17 protein-coding genes are annotated in these 21,263 nt (G+C 49.2%); 13 read left to right on the forward strand and 4 right to left on the reverse strand.

Annotated elements, in window-relative coordinates; genetic code table 11:
• Window positions 1-566: 566 nt before the first annotated feature.
• The 3 genes from CEK71_RS04050 to CEK71_RS04060 all read left to right on the forward strand — a co-directional run bounded on the left by CEK71_RS04050 (window position 567) and on the right by CEK71_RS04060 (window position 4,569).
• Window positions 567-1,118, forward strand: coding sequence for a MarR family winged helix-turn-helix transcriptional regulator (locus CEK71_RS04050; protein ID WP_088618185.1), 552 nt, complete (start codon window positions 567-569; stop codon window positions 1,116-1,118).
• A 647-nt stretch (window positions 1,119-1,765) separates the two neighbouring features.
• On the forward strand, window positions 1,766-3,295 hold the full coding sequence (gene clcA / locus CEK71_RS04055; RefSeq protein WP_088618186.1) for a H(+)/Cl(-) exchange transporter ClcA: 1,530 nt from the start codon (window positions 1,766-1,768) through the stop codon (window positions 3,293-3,295).
• Between the two features lie 104 nt (window positions 3,296-3,399).
• Window positions 3,400-4,569, forward strand: a complete 1,170-nt coding sequence (locus CEK71_RS04060) for a cation:proton antiporter (protein ID WP_088618187.1) — start codon at window positions 3,400-3,402, stop codon at window positions 4,567-4,569.
• Between the two features lie 41 nt (window positions 4,570-4,610).
• Here CEK71_RS04060 and CEK71_RS04065 read toward each other — a convergent pair whose 3' ends face one another.
• The 3 genes from CEK71_RS04065 to CEK71_RS04075 all read right to left on the reverse strand — a co-directional run bounded on the left by CEK71_RS04065 (window position 4,611) and on the right by CEK71_RS04075 (window position 6,709).
• Entirely contained in the window at window positions 4,611-4,928 is a 318-nt protein-coding gene (locus tag CEK71_RS04065) for a DUF3144 domain-containing protein (protein WP_088618188.1), read from the reverse strand.
• 447 nt (window positions 4,929-5,375) lie between these two features.
• The gene (locus CEK71_RS04070; protein WP_088618189.1) at window positions 5,376-6,167 is read right to left on the reverse strand and encodes a sulfite exporter TauE/SafE family protein; all 792 of its coding nucleotides are present in this window, start codon (window positions 6,165-6,167) and stop codon (window positions 5,376-5,378) included.
• Window positions 6,168-6,175: 8 nt separating this feature from the next.
• On the reverse strand, window positions 6,176-6,709 hold the full coding sequence (locus CEK71_RS04075; RefSeq protein ID WP_088618190.1) for a Slp family lipoprotein: 534 nt from the start codon (window positions 6,707-6,709) through the stop codon (window positions 6,176-6,178).
• Window positions 6,710-6,947: 238 nt separating this feature from the next.
• Between CEK71_RS04075 and CEK71_RS04080 the strand changes: the two genes are divergently transcribed.
• The 3 genes from CEK71_RS04080 to CEK71_RS04090 all read left to right on the forward strand — a co-directional run bounded on the left by CEK71_RS04080 (window position 6,948) and on the right by CEK71_RS04090 (window position 10,261).
• Entirely contained in the window at window positions 6,948-8,858 is a 1,911-nt protein-coding gene (locus CEK71_RS04080) for an ATP-dependent DNA helicase (RefSeq protein ID WP_088618191.1), read from the forward strand.
• Between the two features lie 341 nt (window positions 8,859-9,199).
• Window positions 9,200-9,886, forward strand: a complete 687-nt coding sequence (gene tsaB / locus CEK71_RS04085; RefSeq protein WP_088618192.1) for a tRNA (adenosine(37)-N6)-threonylcarbamoyltransferase complex dimerization subunit type 1 TsaB — start codon at window positions 9,200-9,202, stop codon at window positions 9,884-9,886.
• Window positions 9,887-9,889: 3 nt separating this feature from the next.
• Window positions 9,890-10,261: a cupin domain-containing protein gene (locus tag CEK71_RS04090; protein WP_088618193.1), complete on the forward strand. Its 372-nt coding sequence runs from the start codon at window positions 9,890-9,892 to the stop codon at window positions 10,259-10,261.
• Window positions 10,262-10,377: 116 nt separating this feature from the next.
• Here the strand turns inward: CEK71_RS04090 and CEK71_RS24100 are convergent, their stop codons facing one another.
• Complete coding sequence (locus CEK71_RS24100; protein WP_088618194.1) at window positions 10,378-10,542, reverse strand: IS3 family transposase; 165 nt, start codon at window positions 10,540-10,542, stop codon at window positions 10,378-10,380.
• 1,210 nt (window positions 10,543-11,752) lie between these two features.
• Here CEK71_RS24100 and CEK71_RS04100 point away from each other — a divergent pair.
• From CEK71_RS04100 to CEK71_RS04130, 7 genes are all read left to right on the forward strand, one after another.
• The gene (locus CEK71_RS04100; RefSeq protein ID WP_157678973.1) at window positions 11,753-12,547 is read left to right on the forward strand and encodes a response regulator; all 795 of its coding nucleotides are present in this window, start codon (window positions 11,753-11,755) and stop codon (window positions 12,545-12,547) included.
• Window positions 12,548-12,607: 60 nt separating this feature from the next.
• Complete coding sequence (locus tag CEK71_RS04105) at window positions 12,608-12,970, forward strand: response regulator (RefSeq protein ID WP_088618196.1); 363 nt, start codon at window positions 12,608-12,610, stop codon at window positions 12,968-12,970.
• A gap of 33 nt (window positions 12,971-13,003) precedes the next feature.
• Window positions 13,004-13,531 (forward strand): chemotaxis protein CheW, encoded by a 528-nt coding sequence (locus CEK71_RS04110; protein WP_088618197.1) that lies wholly within the window; start codon window positions 13,004-13,006, stop codon window positions 13,529-13,531.
• Window positions 13,528-17,130, forward strand: a complete 3,603-nt coding sequence (locus tag CEK71_RS04115) for a hybrid sensor histidine kinase/response regulator (protein ID WP_088618198.1) — start codon at window positions 13,528-13,530, stop codon at window positions 17,128-17,130. Before CEK71_RS04110 ends, CEK71_RS04115 begins: the two co-directional genes overlap by 4 nt.
• 620 nt (window positions 17,131-17,750) lie before the next feature.
• On the forward strand, window positions 17,751-19,862 hold the full coding sequence (locus CEK71_RS04120) for a methyl-accepting chemotaxis protein (RefSeq protein WP_198328459.1): 2,112 nt from the start codon (window positions 17,751-17,753) through the stop codon (window positions 19,860-19,862).
• Window positions 19,863-20,045: 183 nt separating this feature from the next.
• Window positions 20,046-20,786, forward strand: coding sequence for an MHYT domain-containing protein (locus CEK71_RS04125; protein ID WP_088618200.1), 741 nt, complete (start codon window positions 20,046-20,048; stop codon window positions 20,784-20,786).
• Window positions 20,787-20,804: 18 nt separating this feature from the next.
• Window positions 20,805-21,164: a PilZ domain-containing protein gene (locus tag CEK71_RS04130; protein ID WP_088618201.1), complete on the forward strand. Its 360-nt coding sequence runs from the start codon at window positions 20,805-20,807 to the stop codon at window positions 21,162-21,164.
• Window positions 21,165-21,263 lie beyond the last annotated feature (99 nt).

The raw sequence follows: 21,263 nt of genomic DNA on the forward strand, positions 1-21,263 counted from the left end.
TCGTTCATATTGAAATCAGTAGTTTCAATAGCGCATCAATAGGCAGTTCAGGCGAGGATTAACTGACACTGTCCTTTAAATTACATCGCTTTAAGAATTGCTTAAAACTACAGATTTCAAGATAGGCAAGATTTAGTTAAGCAGGCTAGTTTTTTAAAATTAAGCCCGAAAATTCAGGGCATCGTTTTTTGCGGGCATAAAATGGCAATAGACGATAAGTTGGTATGCTTTTCCCCCTACTTGGTGGGTAGTTCCCGAAAGGCTTTCCCCAAGCTTAAAGCGTTTGCTATCTAGGGATAGGCGGTGCTAGCCGTAACGAATGCAATCCTCAATACAAAAGACGGTATTGATAAATATAGCAATGCGGCTACTTTTTTCGGAGTTATCCGGGCATTTTAATTAAAAAATTATGTTTGCGCAAACAATGTTTGGATGGTATAAATAATACCAATAGCTCTATTTTTTAAGCTATCTGTTATAGGTCGCCCCTGTTTTTGGCTGTTTCCGGTTACGAAAAATATCTTGTAATCGATTGGTAAATAATAAAGCTTTGGATATGGCTAACAATGAAATGTGATACCGGGGCAGAGGCGGCCCCAACAACCGCCCCGTTGCCAGATGACCCCAAACAATGGTCTTATGAGGTGCTTAAGCAGTTCCGGTTGATTTTTAAGGCTACCCAGCAACATTCGTTGTGGGTGGAAACGCAATGTGGGGTGAGTAGCGCCCAGCTCTGGATGCTGTGGGAGTTGTCCAAGCAACCGGGCTTGCGGGTGACGGAATTGGCTAAGGTTTTGTCCATACACCATTCTACCGCCAGTAATTTGTTGGATAAATTGGCTAAGAAAAAACTCATCCAGAAGGAGCGCGCTAGTGCCGACCAGCGGGTCGTTACGGTAACACTGACCGCTGCGGGTGAGGCGTTAATGGCCAAGGCACCTGCGCCGCCGCAGGGCATATTGCAGCACGCAATATTTGCATTGCCGGAAAATGCCCTTAAGGTCCTTAATGAGCATCTTGATATGTTGGTAAAAGAAATGGCGATAAAAGATGATGAAGCGACGATGCAGCCGATCAATCCTTTGCCAAAAAGGCGGGCGATGAAAAAAAACGGCTAAGTGTCGGCGGCGTTTTTAAGTGGCCTGACCGATGCGTAATCACAGTCCTTATAATTTCTGGTTTTTATTCTCATTAAGCGATTTTTTTTAAAAGGGTTATATGCGTTTTGCTAAGCCGCTGTTTAGGGTTTATTTATGTTTGTATAAACATTTTTTAATGTGAACGCTATACTGCTGTTGAGGGATGTGCAGTTGCCAAGTAATGTTGGATAGTCAAGTGGCGTTTGGGTAGGGGTGGCTTTCTGGCGCACACCTGCCGCTGTACGGTCTATCTTGGCCGCGTCCCTTTGCGCTTATGCCGACAAAATCTTAGGTGTTCGGTAAGGGGATAAAGCACGTTACTGCGAACGTCAGTTAGGTATTTGGCTTAGGCCTGTCGGTTTCGGGGGTAGGAATGGCCAGGTACAGATTATGAGGAGGAAGTTATTACTAACTGACGTTACGCAGTAACGTGCTTTACCCCCGTTTGCCGCGCCGAGCATCGCAGGTTTTGTCGGGATCAGCCCGAATACCCATAGGGCATAAAGGGGCGCGGCAGGGATGCCGCGCGTCGGCAGGTGTACCCAAGGGCATAAAGGCAGGAGCCCACTCTGCCGACCCCCGACAAAACCGAGAAGCGCAGGATCAAGCGGCAACCGGGCCGCCTTATGACGCGTGCCGTCCTTGGCACTCGCACTTCGTGTGCGGTGCATCCAAATCTGCTCCTGGCAGATTTGTCTTTGGATACTTTCTTTTGGCGGAGCAAAAGAAAGTATCTCGCCTTCGGGTGCGAGAACCCGATTAAAAACCGTCGCGACAGCGACTCATCGCTACATTTTTCAATATCGAAAAATGATTGCGTAACACCAGTTACTAATCAGATAATTAATGGGGAAGATACCCTATCATTGGAGGCAAAGCGGCGGCAGTGCCTAATTTTGCCGGCTTTCGTGTTGGGGGTGTTGGCGGGGCTGGTTTCGGTCGGTTTCCAGCTTGCCTTGGCTTATGGCGAAGCTATCCGTAACCAAGCCATTGGTTTGGCGCATCACTATCCTGACATCGGCTCTTGGGCGGTTATGGTTGCAGCGTTGGCTAGCCTAGCCCTATCAGCCGGGTTGGTATTCCGGTTTGCCCCTGAGGCGGCGGGTAGCGGTGTCCCGCATGTAAAAATGGTCATGCAAGGCCATAGGACTTTCCGTTGGTTGCGGGTGCTGGCCATTAAGTTTGCCAGTACCTTGATCGGGGCGAGCGCAGGTTTTATGGTGGGGCGCGGCGGGCCGTCGGTACATATCGGGGCGGCGCTGGGGCAAGGTGTCAGTGATTTATGGCCGGACGCTACCGTTAAAAACCAAGCGGTTTTGGTGGCGGCGGGCGGCGGGGCGGGTTTGGCCGCCACGTTTAATGCCCCATTGGCAGGGTTGGCGTTTGCGTTTGAGGACTTAGGGTTGCGCGGTATACCATCCGGCTTATTTGCCGCCGCCATTGCCTGTTTTAGCGCCGATATGGTTTGTCGCTGGGGGCTTGGGCAGGAGCCAGGTTTTCATATTACCCTTAGCCAAGCCCCACCTTTAAATGCGCTGGCGGCTTTTGTGCCGGTGGGCGTGGTCGCGGGGCTATTGGGCGGGCTGTTTAATAAGGCGTTACTGGCCGGGCAAACGCTGGTCAAGTTACCTGCCGGTTTGCGTTGGCTATGGTGGTGGGTGTTGGCTATGTTGGTCGCCGCTGTGGCTTGGTGGCTACCCGAATTATTAGGCGGCGGGCAAAATTTTATCGACAGTCTGCTGACGGGTAGGGCGTTGGCATTCAATACGCTCGCCTTATTTTTTGTAGTCCGCTTTGTTGTGACGGTCGGCAGTTCGTGTTCGGGGGCGGCGGCGGGCATTTTTATGCCGTCTTTGGTGCTGGGGGCGTTAGTAGGGGTGGCGGTCGGCGGTATTGTCCAACTGCTGGTGCCTGGGTTGGGCGTTGTTCCGGCAGCGTTTGCCGCTGCCGGGATGGCGGCTTTTTTTACCGGGGCGATAAAAGTGCCGTTAACGGCTATAGTGCTGGTCATGGAAATGACGGGCAGCTATACGCTGGTGTTGCCGTTATTTGTGGCCTGTTTTGCGGCGTACAGTATTGCCGATATGCTGGGGATTGAGCCAATTTATGGGGCGTTGATGCAGCGGGCGTTAAGGCAGGAGACCCCGAAGCAATGACTCGGCTAATCGGCTTTAACCTAAAAGTCTTACGGATAGAACTAAATCTATAAAAATCAATCTGTAATAACAGCCATCTATTATAAACAACTCTGGAGCCACCTATGGAAAGTTATCCCGCCGAATTGCTCTTGATTGCCTTTGTGGCAGTGCTGGCGCCGCTGCTCAGCGAATTGCCGCGCAATATCCGCGTACCTGTCATTGTTTTTGAAGTGGTCTTGGGCATATTGATCGGCCCGCATGTTTTTGATTTGGCAGACCCGGATGGCATGGTCGGTACGTTGGGGGAACTGGGGCTGACTTTTTTGCTGTTTATGGTCGGGCTTGAAATTGACTTCGATAAGATTCGTGGCCGGCCCTTGTCGTTAGCGGTCGGCGGTTGGCTGTTATCGCTATCGGTGGCTTTGGTTTGTATGGTCTTTTTCAGCAGTATCGGTTTACTCCAGACCCCGCCCTTTCTGGCCGCCGTCGCGTTATCGACGACCGCTTTAGGGGTGCTGGCCCCTATCCTCCGTGACCGGGGCGAATTGCATAGCGAATTCGGCACTTATATGGTTGCCGCCGCCGCTGTGGGCGAGTTCGGGCCTTTGGTGGTCATTTCGATGCTGTTGATCCCCACCCACAGTACGGCTGTGCATACCCTGTTCATGGTGTCGTTTGTCATTATTGCCTTCGGTGCGGCACATATCGCCCTCAAGGCCCGTTCATCACGCGTGCTGGAACTGCTTAAGCGGACGATGCAGAGCAGCGGCCAGCTTCCGGTCAGGATTTGCCTATTGCTGCAAATTTTGTTTGTCGCCTTGGCCGCAAAATTTGGCCTCAATATCGTCATAGGGGCTTTTACGGCGGGGATTATTGTCGGCATGGCGATAAAAGGGGCGGGCGGCGACGTGTTGCGGCAGAAGTTGGATGCGATCGGTTATGGTTTTCTGATACCGATTTTTTTTATTGTCGCCGGTATGAAGTTTGAAGTCAGCGCCTTATGGTCAGCCCCGCTTGCCCCACTGCAAGTGGCGTTGTTGTTAGTTTTGTTGGTTTTCGTCCGGGGTGTGCCGGTGTTGTTATATAAGAAAGAGCTGAAGACAGAGGAAAAAGTGCCTTTCGCTTTATACTCGGCGACCGGGTTGCCGCTGATTGTCATCATCAGTGAAATCGGCGTGTCTTCGGGGGTGATGCCGCCGGATAGGGCCGCTATTTTGGTGAGTGCCGGCATGTTGTCGGTGTTATTGTTGCCGATGTTAGCTGTGCGTTGGCGGGCTAAAACCGTCGGCTAGGGGTATGGGGCGGCAACTTTCCATACCCCCCCCCGTTACCGTTAGTGTTGGCTGCCTGTCCCACCCATGTACTTGTCGAAATTGGCGATATAATCGTCGATATGGTGTTCGACCATCAGGCGGTACTGTTCGACAAAATAGGCGATGGCTTGGTCGCGGTGCCCCGCCATCAGTTCGCTGGATTGGGCATCACAAGCGTTGACCCAAGCCGTAAAACGTGCCGAAGCGAACATTACCGATGCGCAGACTTTGCCACGTTCGCTGTCTTTAAGCTGTTCATTCGCTAACTGGATGATGGCATCGGCACGGCGGTAAAACTGTTCGTCAATTTGCTCTGCTTGCTCTTCTTGTTCTGACATGAGGTGTCGCCTTAGGTTAAGAAATAAGCGGCTATTGTAACAATTATTTAATTGATGTTAAGCAGACATATTCTGCAATTTAAAAAAACAATAATGAGTCGCTACCGCGACGATTTTTTTAATCGGGTTCTCGCACCCGAAGGCGAGATACTTTCTTTTGCTCCGCCAAAAGAAAGTATCCAAAGAAAAGGCGGCCCGATTGCCGCTTGATCCTGCGCTTCTCGGTTTTGTCGGGGGTCGGTAAAGGGGGCTCCTGCCTTTATGCCCTTTGGGTGCACTTGCCGATGCGCGGCATCCCTGCCGCGCCCTTTTATGCCCTATGGGTATTCGGGCTTATCCCAACAAAACCTGCGATGCTCGGCGCGGCAAACGGGGGTAAAGCGACGTTACTGCGTAACGTCAGTTATTTAAATACCCTAACAGCCTCAAACACCCTAACCGCTGCGCTTAATGCCACAACAGTTTGGCGGCCATTACCCATAACAGCACCGAGAAATAGCGTTTTAAGTGTGCGGCAGGCAGTTTGTTGGCCAATTTTGCCCCTAAGGGGGCGGTCAGGATACTGGTCAGGCCGACTCCGGCAAAGGCGGGTAAGGACACATAGCCTACGCTGTAATCGGGTAGGTGCGTGGCGTGCCAGCCTAACAGCGCGTAACTGGCCGTGCCGGCAATGGCGATGGGCAGGCCGCAGGCGCTGGAAATGGCGACGGCATTGCGCATCGGTTGGTTGCCGTACACCAAGTAGGGTACGGTCAAGGTACCGCCGCCAATGCCGACAATCGCCGACATCAGGCCGATAATAGTCGCCGCGATGCCGTCCAGCCATAAGGACGGTGCTGTCGCACCCGGCTTGGGCTTAAGCTGGAAGGCCATTTGGGTGCCGACATAGAGCAAAAAGGCGACCAAAATCAGCCGTAAGGTGTCGGCGGGGATGCGCTCCGCCACTACCGCGCCTAGGCCGGAGCCGACCATAATCATCGGGCTGAGCCGCCAGACTTTCTGCCATACGACGGCTCCTAGGCGATGGTGCGCGTAAACGGAAGACAGGGCGGTCAGGATGATGGTCGCCAGCGAGGTGGCGACCGCCATCAGCAAGGTAATATCGGGTGGGTAGCCTTGTTCTTTAAAAACAAAGGCCAGCACAGGGACGATGACTAAACCGCCGCCAATACCAAACAATCCGGCTAACAAGCCTGCGACCAGCCCTAAAGCGAGGCTGGCTAAAAAAATACTGAGCATAGTGATTTTTAACGTGGTGGTGGGAAGAAAATCGGGCGGTAAAAAGCGCCTCCCCAGCCTGGGTAGCCATAATAGGCGTTATATGTGCCGTAGCTGCCGTACATCGGATTATTGGTATAATCCGGCCATAAGTGCAGGGCAGTGAGGCTCAGTAAGGGCAGGTGCAGGACTTTTTTGTCGACGGTGCGGTCAATTTCTCCGGCTAACATCCCCGCCACGGTGATCTGGGTGTCTTTTTCGTATACAGCCGGATCTAAAAATTCCGGCGAACTGATAACAAAACGGCCTTGGTGGGGCTGGTCGGTCAGCGGACGGCCTTGGCTGCTTAAGGGGTAGGAGAGGATTTGGATCAGGCTGCGGTTTTCCTCGTTGGCAACATCGACAATCACCCCACCCCAGCGCACAGGGGCGTTTTTGTATTTGGTCAGGTTTTGGCTGGCTTCGCTATAGGATAAATCATAGTGGGGCGGGTCGCTAATCGCGGGCGGCAATGACGAGCAAGCCGTCAGCAGGACGCAGCAGAGCAGTAAATAGGCTTTCATCTTACCCTCCTTAAAGGGGTGGCCGGAAAATTTTTTAATAACGGGTGGAACCTAAGGCAGGTTTATGACTGTCTGCTGAGAAGTGCCCTGCTTTAGCGGCTACGCCCAAGTTTACTGTGGATAACGGTATTTTAATGGAAGTTCACCGCGCAATGGGGATTTTTATCGCCAGCCACATAGCATTCTTGCCCGCATTCCCCTACTATGTCATCTTTCGACTTTTTTCTGCCTTTATTCCGTGACCGAACTCGCTACTTTTTTTAGCCCGACTGGCCCATTGGCGACCACCATTACAGGTTATCAGCCCCGCGCCGCACAACTGGAAATGGCCCAAGCCATCCATACCGCCATTACTGACCGCCAGCATTTGCTGGCCGAAGCAGGGACGGGAACGGGCAAAACCTTCGCGTATTTAATTCCGGCCATTTTATCGGGGCGCAAGGTGCTGGTGTCCACAGGCACGAAAAACCTGCAAGACCAGCTCTTTAGCAAAGATTTGCCGTTGTTGCGCAAAGCCATTAAAACGCCGTTTCTGGCGGCATTGCTGAAAGGCCGTAGCAATTATTTGTGCACTTATCGGCTCAAAAATGCCTTAACGTCAAATATGGGGTTTAGTAAGGAAGATGCGGCGGCCTTAGCAAAAATCAATGCCTGGGGCAAGCGCACGGTTACGGGCGACATCGCCGATATTGCCGACGTGCCGGAAACCAGCCCGGTCTGGTATTTGGCGACCTCGACGGCGGATAATTGCCTGGGTCAAGACTGCCCGGATTATGCCGAGTGTTTTCTGGTTAAAGCCCGCAAAAAAGCCCTAGAAGCCGAAGTGCTGGTCATTAACCACCATTTATTGTGCGCCGACTGGTCGATCCGCGACAACGGTTTCGGCGAATTGCTGCCCAACGCCGAGGTGGTGATTATTGACGAAGCGCACCAGTTGGCCGACACCGCGTCGAATTTTTTGGGCATTAACGTCGGGGCGAAGCAACTGCAAGATTTGGCGCAAGACGCGTTGCTTGAATATTATAAAGATGCCACCGACATTCCGGCCTTACGCGCCGCCGCTGAGGAACTGGAGCATGAGCTGAAAGACGTGCGCTTGGCGTTTGGGGTGGAGATGAAGCGCGGCGAGTGGCAGGAGTTGCTCAATAACCCGAACATTATGGGGGGCTTGCGGGCGGTGCAGGCGCAACTGCAAGGCTTGCACCAACAACTGGAAATCGCTTCGGTCAAAACCAAGGGGCTGGAGACCTGTTTTAAACGCGCCGATGAGTTGGTGGCGCAATTGGCGGCCATTATGGACAGTGAGGGCGGCAAATGGATACGCTGGTATGAGGTGCACCGCAAATCGTTTACCTTAAGCCGCACCCCGCTGGATATTGCCGGTGAGTTCCGGCAGTTTATGCAGCAGCATCAGGCGGCTTGGATATTTACCTCGGCGACGCTTAGCGTCGCCAATAAGTTTGACCATTTTGCCAATAGTTTGGGGTTGGCGGAGCCGCGTTGCCATAGTTGGGAAAGCCCGTTCGATTATGCTAAGCAGTCCTTGTTTTACCATCCTAAAGGCCTGCCGCAACCGAATGACCCGAATGTTATCCCGCAGATTATAGAGTTTGTCTTGCCGGTTTTGCAAGCCAGTAAAGGCCGGGCGTTTTTTCTGTTCACCAGCCACCGCGCCTTGCAACAGGCGGAAAACCTGTTAAAAAACCGCTTGGATTATCCGTTGCTGGTGCAGGGCAGCCGCCCGAAAACCCAATTATTGGAACAGTTTAAACAGGCGGGGAATGCCGTGCTGTTGGGGACGGCGAGTTTTTGGGAAGGGGTCGATGTGCGTGGTGAGGCCTTATCGTGCGTGATTATCGACAAGCTGCCGTTCGCCTCGCCTGGCGATCCGGTGCTAAAGGCGCGTTTGGATGCGATGACCCAACAAGGCAAAAATCCGTTTTTCGAGCATCAGATCCCCGCCGCCGTGATTGCCTTACGGCAGGGCATAGGGCGTTTGATCCGTGACGAGAACGACCGGGGGGTGCTGATGGTGTGTGACCCGCGTTTGTTAAAACGCGCGTATGGGCAGTTGTTTTTGGACAGTGTGCCGCCGATGCGCCGTAGCCGGGATATTGCCGACGTGCAGGCGTTTTTTACTGAAGGGTAGGCGTGTGCCAGTACCCTGTCGTTGGTTCCTTTGTATTGGGTGTTTTGCCGAATGGCTAACCCATTAAGCTTCTGTTAAGCCTAGTGCGCTAGGCTATTGCCGTAGCTTCCCCCAATGTCTCGGCCATTGTGTTACCGAGATGAATTTTTAGCTGCTATACCCTATAGAAATGGAGCTATTTTTCCTAAAGCCTGTCTTAAATCCCCACAATCCCACACTCCTTCAAACCCTAGCCAATGCTACAGCGTTAACAAGCCTTTTTTAACGACTAGACTAAAACCTTAGCCGCCTGTGTGCGGATCTTTGTTTTGACTCCCCCATTTTTCAATAGGACTTTACACATGAAATTACTCGCCGTAGAAACTGCAACTGATGCCTGCTCGGCGGCATTGACGATTAATGGTGTTATCCATGAACGCTATGCCCTTGCCAGTAAAGAACATACGCAACTGATTTTACCGATGGTTGATGAGTTAATGAAAGCGGCGGGCCTGCAACCGTCCGATTTGGACGGTTTGGCGTTTGGCTGCGGCCCCGGTTCTTTTACGGGTGTGCGTATTGCCACAGGCATTATGCAGGGCATGGCCTTAGGCTTGGATTTACAGGTAATGCCGGTCTCGACCTTGGCGGCGATTGCCCAAGATTATTTTGACCAGCATGACGCGACAGTCGCCTATGTGGCGATGGATGCGCGGATGGGGGAGATTTTTTGGGGGGTTTACCAGCGCGATGCCGATGGCTTTGCCCAATTGCTCGGCAGTGAGGTGGTCACGCCGCCGGAGTTGATCGAATACCCCGATTTGCCGGGTGTTGGCTTGGGGACGGGGTGGGGTGTATACGCGCAGGTGTTGCTTGAGCAATTGAGTGAGCAAATCAGCCATTATGAAATTGACCCGTTGCCGAGGGCGCGGGCGATTGCTTCTTTGGGGATGAGGGGCTTTGCCCGGCAACAGGCGGTGTCGGTGGAACGTGCCATGCCGGTGTACTTGCGCAATAAGGTCGCCAAAAAAGAAGTGGAGCGCTGTTAAGCCATGCAGCCGCAGATCCTCAAGGCCGATGAGGCGGACGAGTATTATTTTGCCGAAGGCTGTTTTATCTTAGAGCTGTCCAATAGCCCCGCCGATGCCGAGGTGTCGGTCGCCAGGGCGCGGGTCAAGCCGGGTGTCACTACCCAATTGCACCGCCTGCACGGCGTAACCGAACGCTATGTGCTGCTGGCGGGTCAAGGCGTGGTCGCTATCGAAGGGCTGCCGCCGCAAACCGTCACCGAGGGTGATGTCGTCATCATCCCGCCGCGCTGTCCGCAACAAATCACCAATATCGGAGATGTTGACCTAGTGTTTTTGGCCATTTGTTCGCCGCGCTTCCGGCTGGAGGTTTATGAAGGGCTGGGGGAGGCATAGTGCCGCTATAGGCGCACGGCTTGGTCATCTTGGCATTTTCTTGTGGGTTGCCTGCCGTAACGTTATGCGGCATGTTCTTTGAACCATTCTTTAAGCGCGTCGTTCATGCGTGCCAGCTAACAGTTGGCTTTTGGATAGCAGGGTCCTAAGTTCAACTCGGCCATCACTCTCCGGGTCTTATAACGGCCCACGGGGAATCCTGCTTTTTTCAGCCCGTCCGACAGCCGCCGCGACCCATACGAACGCTTGGAGGCATCAAATAATGCTTGGGAATTCTCCATAAGCTTTTTATTTTAAACTATATTACCAGTATCTTCCGGCTGTTTTGCCCAATCATAATAGGCGCTGGTACTGACGGCCATCACTTTGCATAATACGGTGACAGGATAAGTCTTCTGTTGCTCTTGGACACCCACACAGGGCACTAGTACCCACACGAGGCACTAGTGAATCCGTACCTCACCCGAGTTCTTTCGCAAAAATACCCTCTGGGGCATAAAAGACTGCGGCCTTTTCGTGGTACCCCCGTGGGTATTATTATTTCGCGCTCCATCCGCAACTGCTCGTTTTCTTTGCGCAGCCGCACTAGCCCGTCGTAATCCGCCAGATTCATTGCTTGGGCTTTGGCACCAGAAACGGCAGGTTGGGGCTGTTTGGCCCTGACCCAACGTCCCAAAGCACTTAACGACACCCCTAAAGCTATCTGCCGCCTGTTGGTGGGTATAGCCTTTTCTCAAGCACCAATTTGGCCGCATCTTGCTTAAATTCCAGGGTAACAAAGGTTGTTTGACTTTATCTGTTTTGCTCATTTTTCACCTCTGCTGACATTATAATCTGCCTTTAGAAGTGTCCGGCTTTATTAGGTCATTTCATACACTATTTTGTTAGGATAGCGAAAGTCTTAAATAAGATGGAGTTGAGTAGTTACAAAAATTTAGTAAATTTAAAAATAGACTATTAATCATATTCGTCATATTCTATATAAACAATATTAACCAAACAGCTAGATTAGAAATAAGAATTTCGACTGAATTTAAGTCATTTTGTTAAGAAGATTATAGATTTATATTTTATGTCCGTGCCGTATGTTTGCATAGTTTTGTTAAGTATTATCATGTTATATGCCGCAATATGCGATAAACATATTAGGTATTATTAATAGCTTTAATAGCTTTAATAGCTTTAATGGCATTTATGGCTGTAAATAAAACCTATAACGACTTTAAATATATATTTTTCTTAAAAAACAGTTGTGCTTTGATTTCTCAAGCGCATCCTTTTAATAAAAAACATTAAATAATGTACATGTTCGAAATACAAGAAACACTTAATAACCCTTCTTTAAGGAATGCCTCGAACGTTACTGAAAGCGTTCGGGATAAAAGCATTCGTAAGACTTTATGTGTCAGTCTTTTAGGTTTTGACGTAGCAGCTCAAGAAAAATTAAGCCGTGCATTACAGACTAAAAGAGCAGATGGTTTTATATATCGGTTGCTGGACCCAACAGAAGAACAATTCGGGGCTGTCATTCTGGCCAACTACGACAATCCCCGCGCCCAAAAACAGATAGAAGCTATTCTTGCCTTACATCCCCGATTAAAGCGCATCGCTGTCAGCCATGGGGGTATCGATGACACTTCCGTCCACCAACTCCGGGGCATATTGATTACCGCCAAAATATTGGGCATATTGGACAAGGTTGCTGAAGAATTGGCCAAGGAAGAGCCTAACCAATCAGATAGCCCGACCCAGTTGTTTAAGCCGACGGGTGTGCCTAATGAACAGCCCTTAACCGCTCGCCTTGATGTTCTTGCAGAACCGATCCTTGCGTCCGCCTACAGTTGCCCTCCAGTTAGTCCGGTCGCCCCAAGCAATGAAGTTGCGGGTTATCGGGCTTTAATAGTCGATGACAGTATAGCCGTCCAAAAATCCTTGCAACTCCACCTTGCCAATATTAAGCAAATAGCGGCGGTTGATTTTGCCAGCAGTGGCGAAGAAGCTGTCGACAAATGTGCGTCTCAAAAATACAACGTGATTTTTCTGGACATCATAATGCCAGGAATGGACGGCTATGACACTTGTACGCTCTTGAGAAAAATGCCTGAGTACAAAAAAGTCCCGATTATTATGGTGTCAGGCAAGACTTCGCCCTTAGATGAAGTGAAGGGGGTGGTTGCCGGATGCACGACGTATTTAACCAAACCCGTGCAGCCTGAGGCTTTCCAGCGCCTCAGTAACCGGGTGCTAACGTGGTTGGAGCGGCAGAACCCGTCCAGTAACCCATAGTTTGGCGACCCGCTTTGGGTATTTCTAATTAACCGTATTAATAAATTTAAAGGTACGAACATGTCTATAAACACCATTTTAATCTGTGACGATTCCCAAACCGATTTGATGAGCCTGAGAAACGCTTTGTCGGACACCCATTGCCGCTTGATTACTGCCAGCGATGGGGACGAGGCGGTTAAAAAAGCTAAAAGCGAGCAACCGGATGTCATTTTCCTTGATATTGTCATGCCCGGCATGGACGGTTACGATGCCTGCCGCACTATCCATGATGATCCAGAAACCACGCATATTCCTGTGTTTTTTGTCAGTAGCAATAGCCAACGCGCTGACCGGGTTTGGGCGCAGATGCAAGGTGCTAGGGATTTGATCGCCAAACCTTATGAAGCGAAAGATATTCTTGACATATTAGCGACGCTTTAGAGCCATTTTACTAACCTAAGGGTGTCACTTTCCATGGCAACAGATATTTATGACGCAGATAGCTTAGGGCAAATTAATTGGGCGGAAATTCCGCCTTATGAAGCCCAGCAGGAAAGCGTGTTCAGCATTCGCATAGGCCATTGGGGTTTATTGGTTCCGGTGGCGCTGTATTGTGAGGTGTGGGATAAAGCCAAAGTCAGCCCTTTTCCAGATGTGCACCCGTGGCTGACCGGATTATTGAATTTGCGTGGTAATTTGGCGCCGTTGTTTGATTTGCATAAAGTTTTTTCAGAATCCAGTGCTGTTAATAAGACCCGCAAATTATTGTCGTTAGGGCGTGGCGAAAAAATGGTGGCGGTGTGGATAGACACATTTCCTGAAGTTAAAACCATTGCCGCTTTGCAGCGGCTTGAGAAAATTCCTGTGTTGCCAGAGCATTTGCTAGGTTATGTCAGCCAAGCCTACCAACAGGATGGGCAAGTTTGGTTAATGGTTGAATTTGAAGCGTTAATTCAAGCCTTAGGGCATCACCAGTACAGCGTTATGGAGACGGGGACATGACTAAGGGCTATCATTTGGGAATAGAGCCAGATTGGCCAAGCGATCCGTTGGCTTTAATGGAGAAATTGGCCGAGTTATCGGTACAGCGCGGTTATTTTGCGTTACAAGATGCCAATTGGGTACTGGCGGAAATAATCAGTACGCGGCAATCAGAGCCAACATTATCGGACGGCTCAACGATTGAGAGTTTGTTGGCCGAATGGGTGGGGATGGTTGAAAATTATTGGGCAAATCCCCGTGCGGCTGTCAGTGGCATCATAATGTACTTGCGCCGTTCTGAGCTGAAAGTGCCGCTTGCCGAAGAAGAATTTAGCCTATTGGCCGAGCAACTTTTAAATGAAGCCGGGAATTTAGGAGAAAATTTAGAAGAAGCTATAGGCGAGGATACGCTAAGCGGTACTGAGGCGATTTCACGGGATATTTTGTTAGCAAGCCTGGAAATCTTGGCCGAACAAGCAGGCAATCAAGGTTGGTACGGCTTACAAGACGCCAATTTGTTATTGCTCGAAACCTTGATGGAAGCAGACTTTGAGGGCTTGGGCAAAACAGTGCTAGATCAGTTAACCGTTTGGCCAGAATGGGTAAACCGTTATGCCGAACAGCCTCAGCAATCCATAGCGGCTATCATGGCGTTGTTGCACGAACCGTGCTTAGGCATCCCAATGGCAGATAATGAGTTTGCCCTATTGCAGGATCAGCTAACAAATGAAGTCTTTGATGTTACAAAATCCCCAACACTTTTCCATGAGGCGATAGAAGCTACGGAAACAGAAACGGAGACTGAGACGGCCATTGCGGAGCAAGAGCCGGCTATTAGCGATGAGTTGGTAAGATTGATGTTGTTGCAGACCGATAAGGTGCGCTCCCGATTGTTTGGGATTATTGTCGGGGATGAAATATCTGTGCGTGCAGGTTTGCGGGAAGGTAACTATGAAATGGGCAATTTTGCCAATTCGGCAAAAACCGCCGGATTTTCTGGTTTAAGCCGGATATGTTGGCATATCAAAGCGAATTTGCAACAGTATTTGCTGGCGTGTGGCGATTTTACCCAAGGGCAATTGGATTTGCTGTTGGCATGGCTGGATCAAGCCAAAGATTATTTGCCAAGTTACGATGATGCCGATGCGGCGCAATTGCTGGTATCGGGCTTGATGGATGAGGAATGGGATTTGCCATTGGGCTATGAAGAGATGGCCGATTGTTTGCGGCAAATCCGTTACGATGGCGCGTTGACCGAAGCCGGGGACGGACAGGCTGAAGCCCCGCGCAAAACGGTTGCCAATCCTGATGATGTCTCCCTCGCGCTGCCTGAAGATGTCAACACGGAGTTGTTGGACATGCTGTTACAGGAATTGCCTATGCGTACCGGACAATTTGCCGATGCGGTACAGCGTTTGCGGGCAGGTAACCGGGAGGCGTTAGATATTGCCCAACGTGCCGCCCATACCTTGAAAGGTTCGGCCAATACGGTCGGCATTAAAGGTATTGCTATTTTGACCCACCATATTGAAGACATTTTAATTGCCTGTGCCGACGCAGCGATGCTACCTGGCTTGGAGCTCGGCAATGCCCTGATGAATGCGGTTGACTGCCTGGAGTCGATGACGGAAAGCTTGCTTAGCCAAAGCCCGCCACCGCAAGATGCGCTGGCGGTGCTGCAAGACATTCTTGATTGGGCAAACCGCATTGATGATGAAGGTGTGCCTGATTCAGAAAATAGTCCGGCAAGGCCAGCAGATAGTGCTGCGCCCGAAGTAGTCGATGAAAACAGTGAACAAAACGCGCTTGGCCAAATTGCCATGATGCGCGTTTCTGTAGGGCAAATTGAGAATTTATTGCGTTTGTCTGGGGAGAACATCATTCTCAACAGTCAGGTTTCCGCAACCATGCACCGCATCAAAACCCAACTACAAGCCATGCAAACGCAATTTAGCCAATTGAAACGGCTAAATATCGAATTGGAGCAGTTGATAGACTTAAAAGATTTGTCCAGCAAGACCTTCATGGCGAATAGCTCCGATTTCGATGCTTTGGAAATGGATCAATACAACGAGTTGCACACCACCACACGCAGGTTGATTGAAGCGTCGGTGGATGCCCGTGAAATTAATGTTGATGCCATGAAAGAAATCGAGCAAATGGACGAGGTTTTGACCTATCAGCAGCAGGTGATGATGGACACCCAAGAGGCCATTATGAAAACCCGGCTGGTGCCGATAGCCAGCATCGTTTCGCGTTTGCAAAGGGCTTTGCGGCAAACCTGCCGTTTGACGGCTAAGGATTGTGAGTTGTCAATTATCGGTGATAGCTTGTTGATTGATAGCGACATGCTCAATACCTTAGTTGATCCCTTGATGCACATATTGCGCAATGCTGTGGATCATGGCATTGAACCTTCAGAAGAACGCGCATCTTTAGGAAAGCCTCCCCAAGGCCTTATTACCATTCAGTTTGAACAAGACGGGAATGCTCTAGTCATCCGCTGCCGGGATGACGGACGCGGTTTGAATTTTGCCGCAATTCGCCAAACCGCTGAACGGCGCGGGGTAATACAGCCCAATCAAGCATTGTCGGAAGACGAATTGGCAAGCATTATCCTCCGCCCCAATTTTTCTACCCGTTCCGAAACAACGCAGACCTCAGGCCGCGGCGTTGGTATGGATGCCGTGCATTTTCATGTCACGGCTATGGGTGGGAGCTTAGTTTTACATTCTGAGCAAGGTCAAGGCTTAACTGTGGAATTGAGAATGCCTTTACCGTTGAGCCGATTCCACGCCCTTATAGCCAATGCCGGCCCCTTTCGGGTTGCTATTTCTAGCAAAATGATTAGCCAAGTGTTTTATTCTGGTATTGATGACATCAGGCATACCGACGGGCAAGCTATGCTGTATTTAGATGGGCAGTCTTATCCGGTAAAAACGCTTAACAAATTGCTGAATATGCCCGACAGGCTGGCATCAGGGCAAGCCCACGGCGCTGTTTTGCTGGTGCAGTATAACGGAGGTATCACGGCAGTGTTGCTGGATAATATCATCGACAGCATTGATATTGTCATCAAAAGCTTAGGGCCTTATCTGAAGAAAATACCCGGTGTTATGGGGGCGACCATCATGGGCGACGGTTTAGTCGCCCCCGTATTGGATGTTGCAGAATTGCTGAGTTCAGGTAGTAGGGTAAGAGGCAATCTGGCTATTTTTGAGCCGGACAGCGATGAGCCTGAAGAGGCTTTGCCGATCATACTCGTGGTTGACGATTCGCTTAGCCAACGGCGTTCATTGGAATTGCTGCTGCATGACACCGGTTTTAGGGTTATCACCGCGCGGGACGGCATTGAAGCCGTCAATCTTATGCAAAAAAGCAAACCGGCTTTGGTCTTGACGGATTTGGAAATGCCAAGAATGAACGGCATAGAACTTGCCGCGCATATCCGCGCCAATACCGCCATCAAAACGGTGCCAGTGCTGATGATTACATCGCGGACGACTCTGAAACATAGAAAAATGGCGGAACAGGCTGGCGTCAATGCCTATCTGGTTAAGCCCGTGAGTGAAGACATTTTGCTGGCCAACATGCAATCGTTAATGGCTGTTACGCCTTAAGCAATTTTAGTTATCAGAAATCATTGTCTTAAGAATATGCAGGTTTTACGAATAAGTGATTGTTTATATAGGATAAAATCTAATAAACTGGAGTGTGCTGTTATTATTCGGCCCTCCACAAAACCCAAAGGGTAGTCCTTGATGCGCGGGAGGTTTCCATCGTTTCTGGTCGGAAGGCCACCGTGGTGGCATCGCCACACAAGCGGTGTTTCTTTTCGGTGCAATGAACAATGGCTCCAATGCGCAGTGAAATGACACCCGGTGATATGGCAAAGCTTTTTAACTTAGTCAAGCAAAGCGGTTTTTCCGCATCTAAGGCTTGCTTTTCTTCCGTCAACTGCCGGATATCGGATTCTGGTGGGTTTTTTGGCCTTGTTGAGAATCTGGCTTTTCTGGGGGATGGAAGTGAGTAATAACGTAATTTTAATTAGGAAACAGAAATGAGTGCGAATAATCCAAATTTATTCAGTCAATTGCTGCTTTGGCAAAAATTTGTGATATTAGGTATGATTACTTTAGTTTTGGTTGTCGTACCTTCTTATCTATATTTTTCCAACAGCCAACAAGCAATAACAAGCTACGAACGCGTAAGGATAGGGTTAAATGCCGGTTCAAAATTGATGGCTCTTTTAAAGTCAACGCAAAAACATCGGGGCTTAATGGCTGTGGTGTTGTTTGGCGACAAAAGTAAAGAAACTGATTTGCAAAAGGAAAAACTTGCCGTTAACCAAGCTATTGCCGACTTCGATAACATGGCCAATAGTTTTGATGATCCGCAATTAAGTGAAAAATGGCAGTTGATAACAAACAATTGGCTGAACATTGAAAGCGGGGTTGCCGCAATTAATGCTGACAGAAACACGCTATGGGAGATGCATAGCCATCAGATCGATTTGATAAAAAGTGCCTTACAATCTATTTTGGGTGATTCCAACATGACCTTGGATGCTTATCCGCAATCCTATTTCTTGGTGCAAGGGATAATGATCAATTTGCCTGAGTTATTTGATCAAATGGGTTTGGCACGCGCTTATGGCCGCGAATTTTTGGAAAGGGCTTTGTCTCCAACCGTAACCGACAAATCGGCCGATAAACAAAAGCATCTTGAGATGGAGCAATATAGGGTCTTATTGGCCCAAGCTGTCAATATGTCTCGCAGCAACCTGAAAAACAACGCAGATTCTTTGTTATTGTCGGTGGATAAAAATCCCGAACTTAAAGATGCTTTGGTAAAACGTATCAACGATTTAATAAAAGCTTCAGAGGTGTCCCTTAAATTGAGTGAACAACTGATTGATGCCAAGACCACGTCATACCCCACCATAAACGAGTACCGTGGAAAATATAATACCGCCACGGATGCCACTTATGAGTTGATAACCGAAAGCATCAACGCTCTTAACTCGCTAATTGACCAACAAATTGACTTAGTGAAGCAATCCCAATATGTCATTATTATCATAATGTTACTTTCGCTTTTGTTGGGTACCAGTATTGCCGTTTATATTGTTAATTCAATCACCCAACCGGTTAACCGGTTGGCGGGGGTCATGAAAAAAGTGGCCGTTGGCGAATCGATTCGGGTCAATATGAATTCCTACGACGAAATAGGCATCTTGGGCCGTCAGTTCGACAATATGCTAGATGAGCGGGAAGCCATCAATAATGAGCGGGAAGCCACCAACCGTCAGTTGGAAGCAATCAATAACAAAATTATCAAAGAAAACGAAAACCTCAACAGCTCCATTATTGAATTACTGTATGCCGTGGCTAAGCTTGCCAAACGGGATTTGACAGCCAAAGCGATAGTTGCCGAAGATGTGACCGGCCCAGTATCAGACGCGTTAAACTTGCTGGCGAGGGAAACGTCAAAAGTCTTGAATAAGGTTTTGCAAATTGCCAATGATGTTTCCAGTGTTTCAGAAATGGTGCAAAACCAAGCGACATTGGTAATTAACGTGGCCACCGATGAAAAGCGTGAAGTCGAAACAGCGTCAGCCGAATTGGTTGCCGCGTCCAAGGCCATGAACGATATTTCGTTATTGGCATTTTCTTGCAATGAAATGGCACAAAAAGCGATTACCAATACGGTTAAGGCGCAATCGTCCGTGTCGGGCACCGTGCAAGGCATCGCCGCGATTCGTGAGACTATCCGCGAAACGGAAAAAAGAATAAAACGTCTTGGCGAACGTTCCCAAGAAATCGGTGGCGTAGTGACTCTCATTAACGATATTTCCGAACGTACACATATTCTTGCCATTAACGCGTCCATGCATGCCGCATCGGCTGGTGAAGCGGGGCGTGGTTTTGCTGTGGTCGCTAACGAGGTGCAAAAATTGGCGGAAAACTCCCGCGCGGCAACGTCTAAAATTGCCGAACTGGTCAACAATATCCAGGTGGAAACGGCGGAAACCGTGATGACCATGAACGACGCGATTAGTCAGGTTGTATACGGGACTGATCTTGCCCAACAAGCTGGGCAGGAAATGGGTGAAACCCGTGATACGACCGCAGAATTGGTGAAAATGGTGCAACGGATTGCCGAAAGCTCCACTACCCAATCTGAAACGTCCACACGTTTGGTGCAACGGGCGCAACAAATCCAAAACAGCACCAACCAAACCTACGATCAATTGCAGGAGCAAGGTCGGCAAACAGAACGTTTGGTGGATTTGTCAAACGCGCTGTTGACATCCGTCAACGTATTCACCCTGCCTAAAGCGGCCGCTTAAGACTGTTTAAAATACACGATATTGGTTGTGTTTTTAGATTTGCTTGTAGAAATTGTTGCTAACGATGGGAAAAGACTTATGGGGTGAAAGGCGTTTATAAGCGTTTAGCTGTTGCTGAAGGCGGTGGTTACCTGTTTTTTAATCCACGAATTTTGCGTACCAACTAACACTATAGGTGTAAATATGAGTAATTTTAATGTTTATTTGGTTTTTGTTTCATATATTGTTGCCGTTATCGGATCGTTGATGGCCTTGATCGCCGTGCGCGATGCGCTACATGACGAACCTAATAGCCGTAGCAGTATGATATGGGTTTCTGCGTTATGTTTAGGCGGTGTCGGTATCTGGTCTATGCATTTCATCGGCATGTTGGCCTACAATATGAACGGTATGGCAATGAACTATAACTGGTGGCTTACCGCTTTATCGTTTGTCGTCGGTGTGGGGGTGGTATATTGCGGTTTGACCATTATGGCTATAGGAAAATTTGGTTTTTTGAAACTGATCATGGCCGGATTTTTAGTGGGTTTAGGCGTCGCGGCCATGCACTATACGGGCATGTTGTCCATGCAGATGCAGGCGGATACTAAATGGGACACGTCCATTATAGCGGTATCCACAGGCATTGCCGTGGTAGCTGCGATTGTGGCGCTATGGTTGGCCGTACACGTCAAACGACTATGGCAAATAGTCGTTAGTGCCTTGGTAATGGGGGTGGCTGTTTGTGGTATGCATTATACGGGTATGACCGCTGTTGAATTTGTTCAAAATGATGCGCTGCCAACTGTCTCGCCTATGGGATTGACCGGCACCATTTTTACCTTAATTATCATATCAATAGACGCGATTATTGTCATTTTTTCTATGCTGATGGTGATGGCTCGGGCGAATAAGCGCTTGTTTATTGAAAATAAACTGGCTTGAATTAATCTATAAGCATTTATGAAAACAGCAATAAGTTGTAACGATGGCCGTGAAACTACCGATAGGCGCAAATACCCCCGCTTTTCGATTAATGCGGACTATATATTGGTACTGGATGGCATTGAACATAAAGGTGTGGCCATCAATATGAGTTTGGGCGGCGCATATCTGGCCACAATTGAGCCGACCATCACCGAAGACAATTTATTCCAAGAAGGTGAATTATCCTTGAATGCCAACAATAAATCTCTACTCATGCGTTGCTACGTCACTTATATCGGAACACAGCAAAATGAGTATCCTATAGGCGTTGGCATTGCTTTTATTGAGAATGATGAAATGAATACGCTTTTAATAACTGAATTTATTTCATCATGAAAAGCTCAACAACAATAACAAGAAGCCAGCGGATTTAAAACACAGACCTACCGTGCATTCGTACGGATCGAAGCCGCCCTATAAAATATTAAAATCCCC

The sequence above is a fragment of the Methylovulum psychrotolerans genome (assembly GCF_002209385.1).
GTDB lineage: Bacteria > Pseudomonadota > Gammaproteobacteria > Methylococcales > Methylomonadaceae > Methylovulum > Methylovulum psychrotolerans.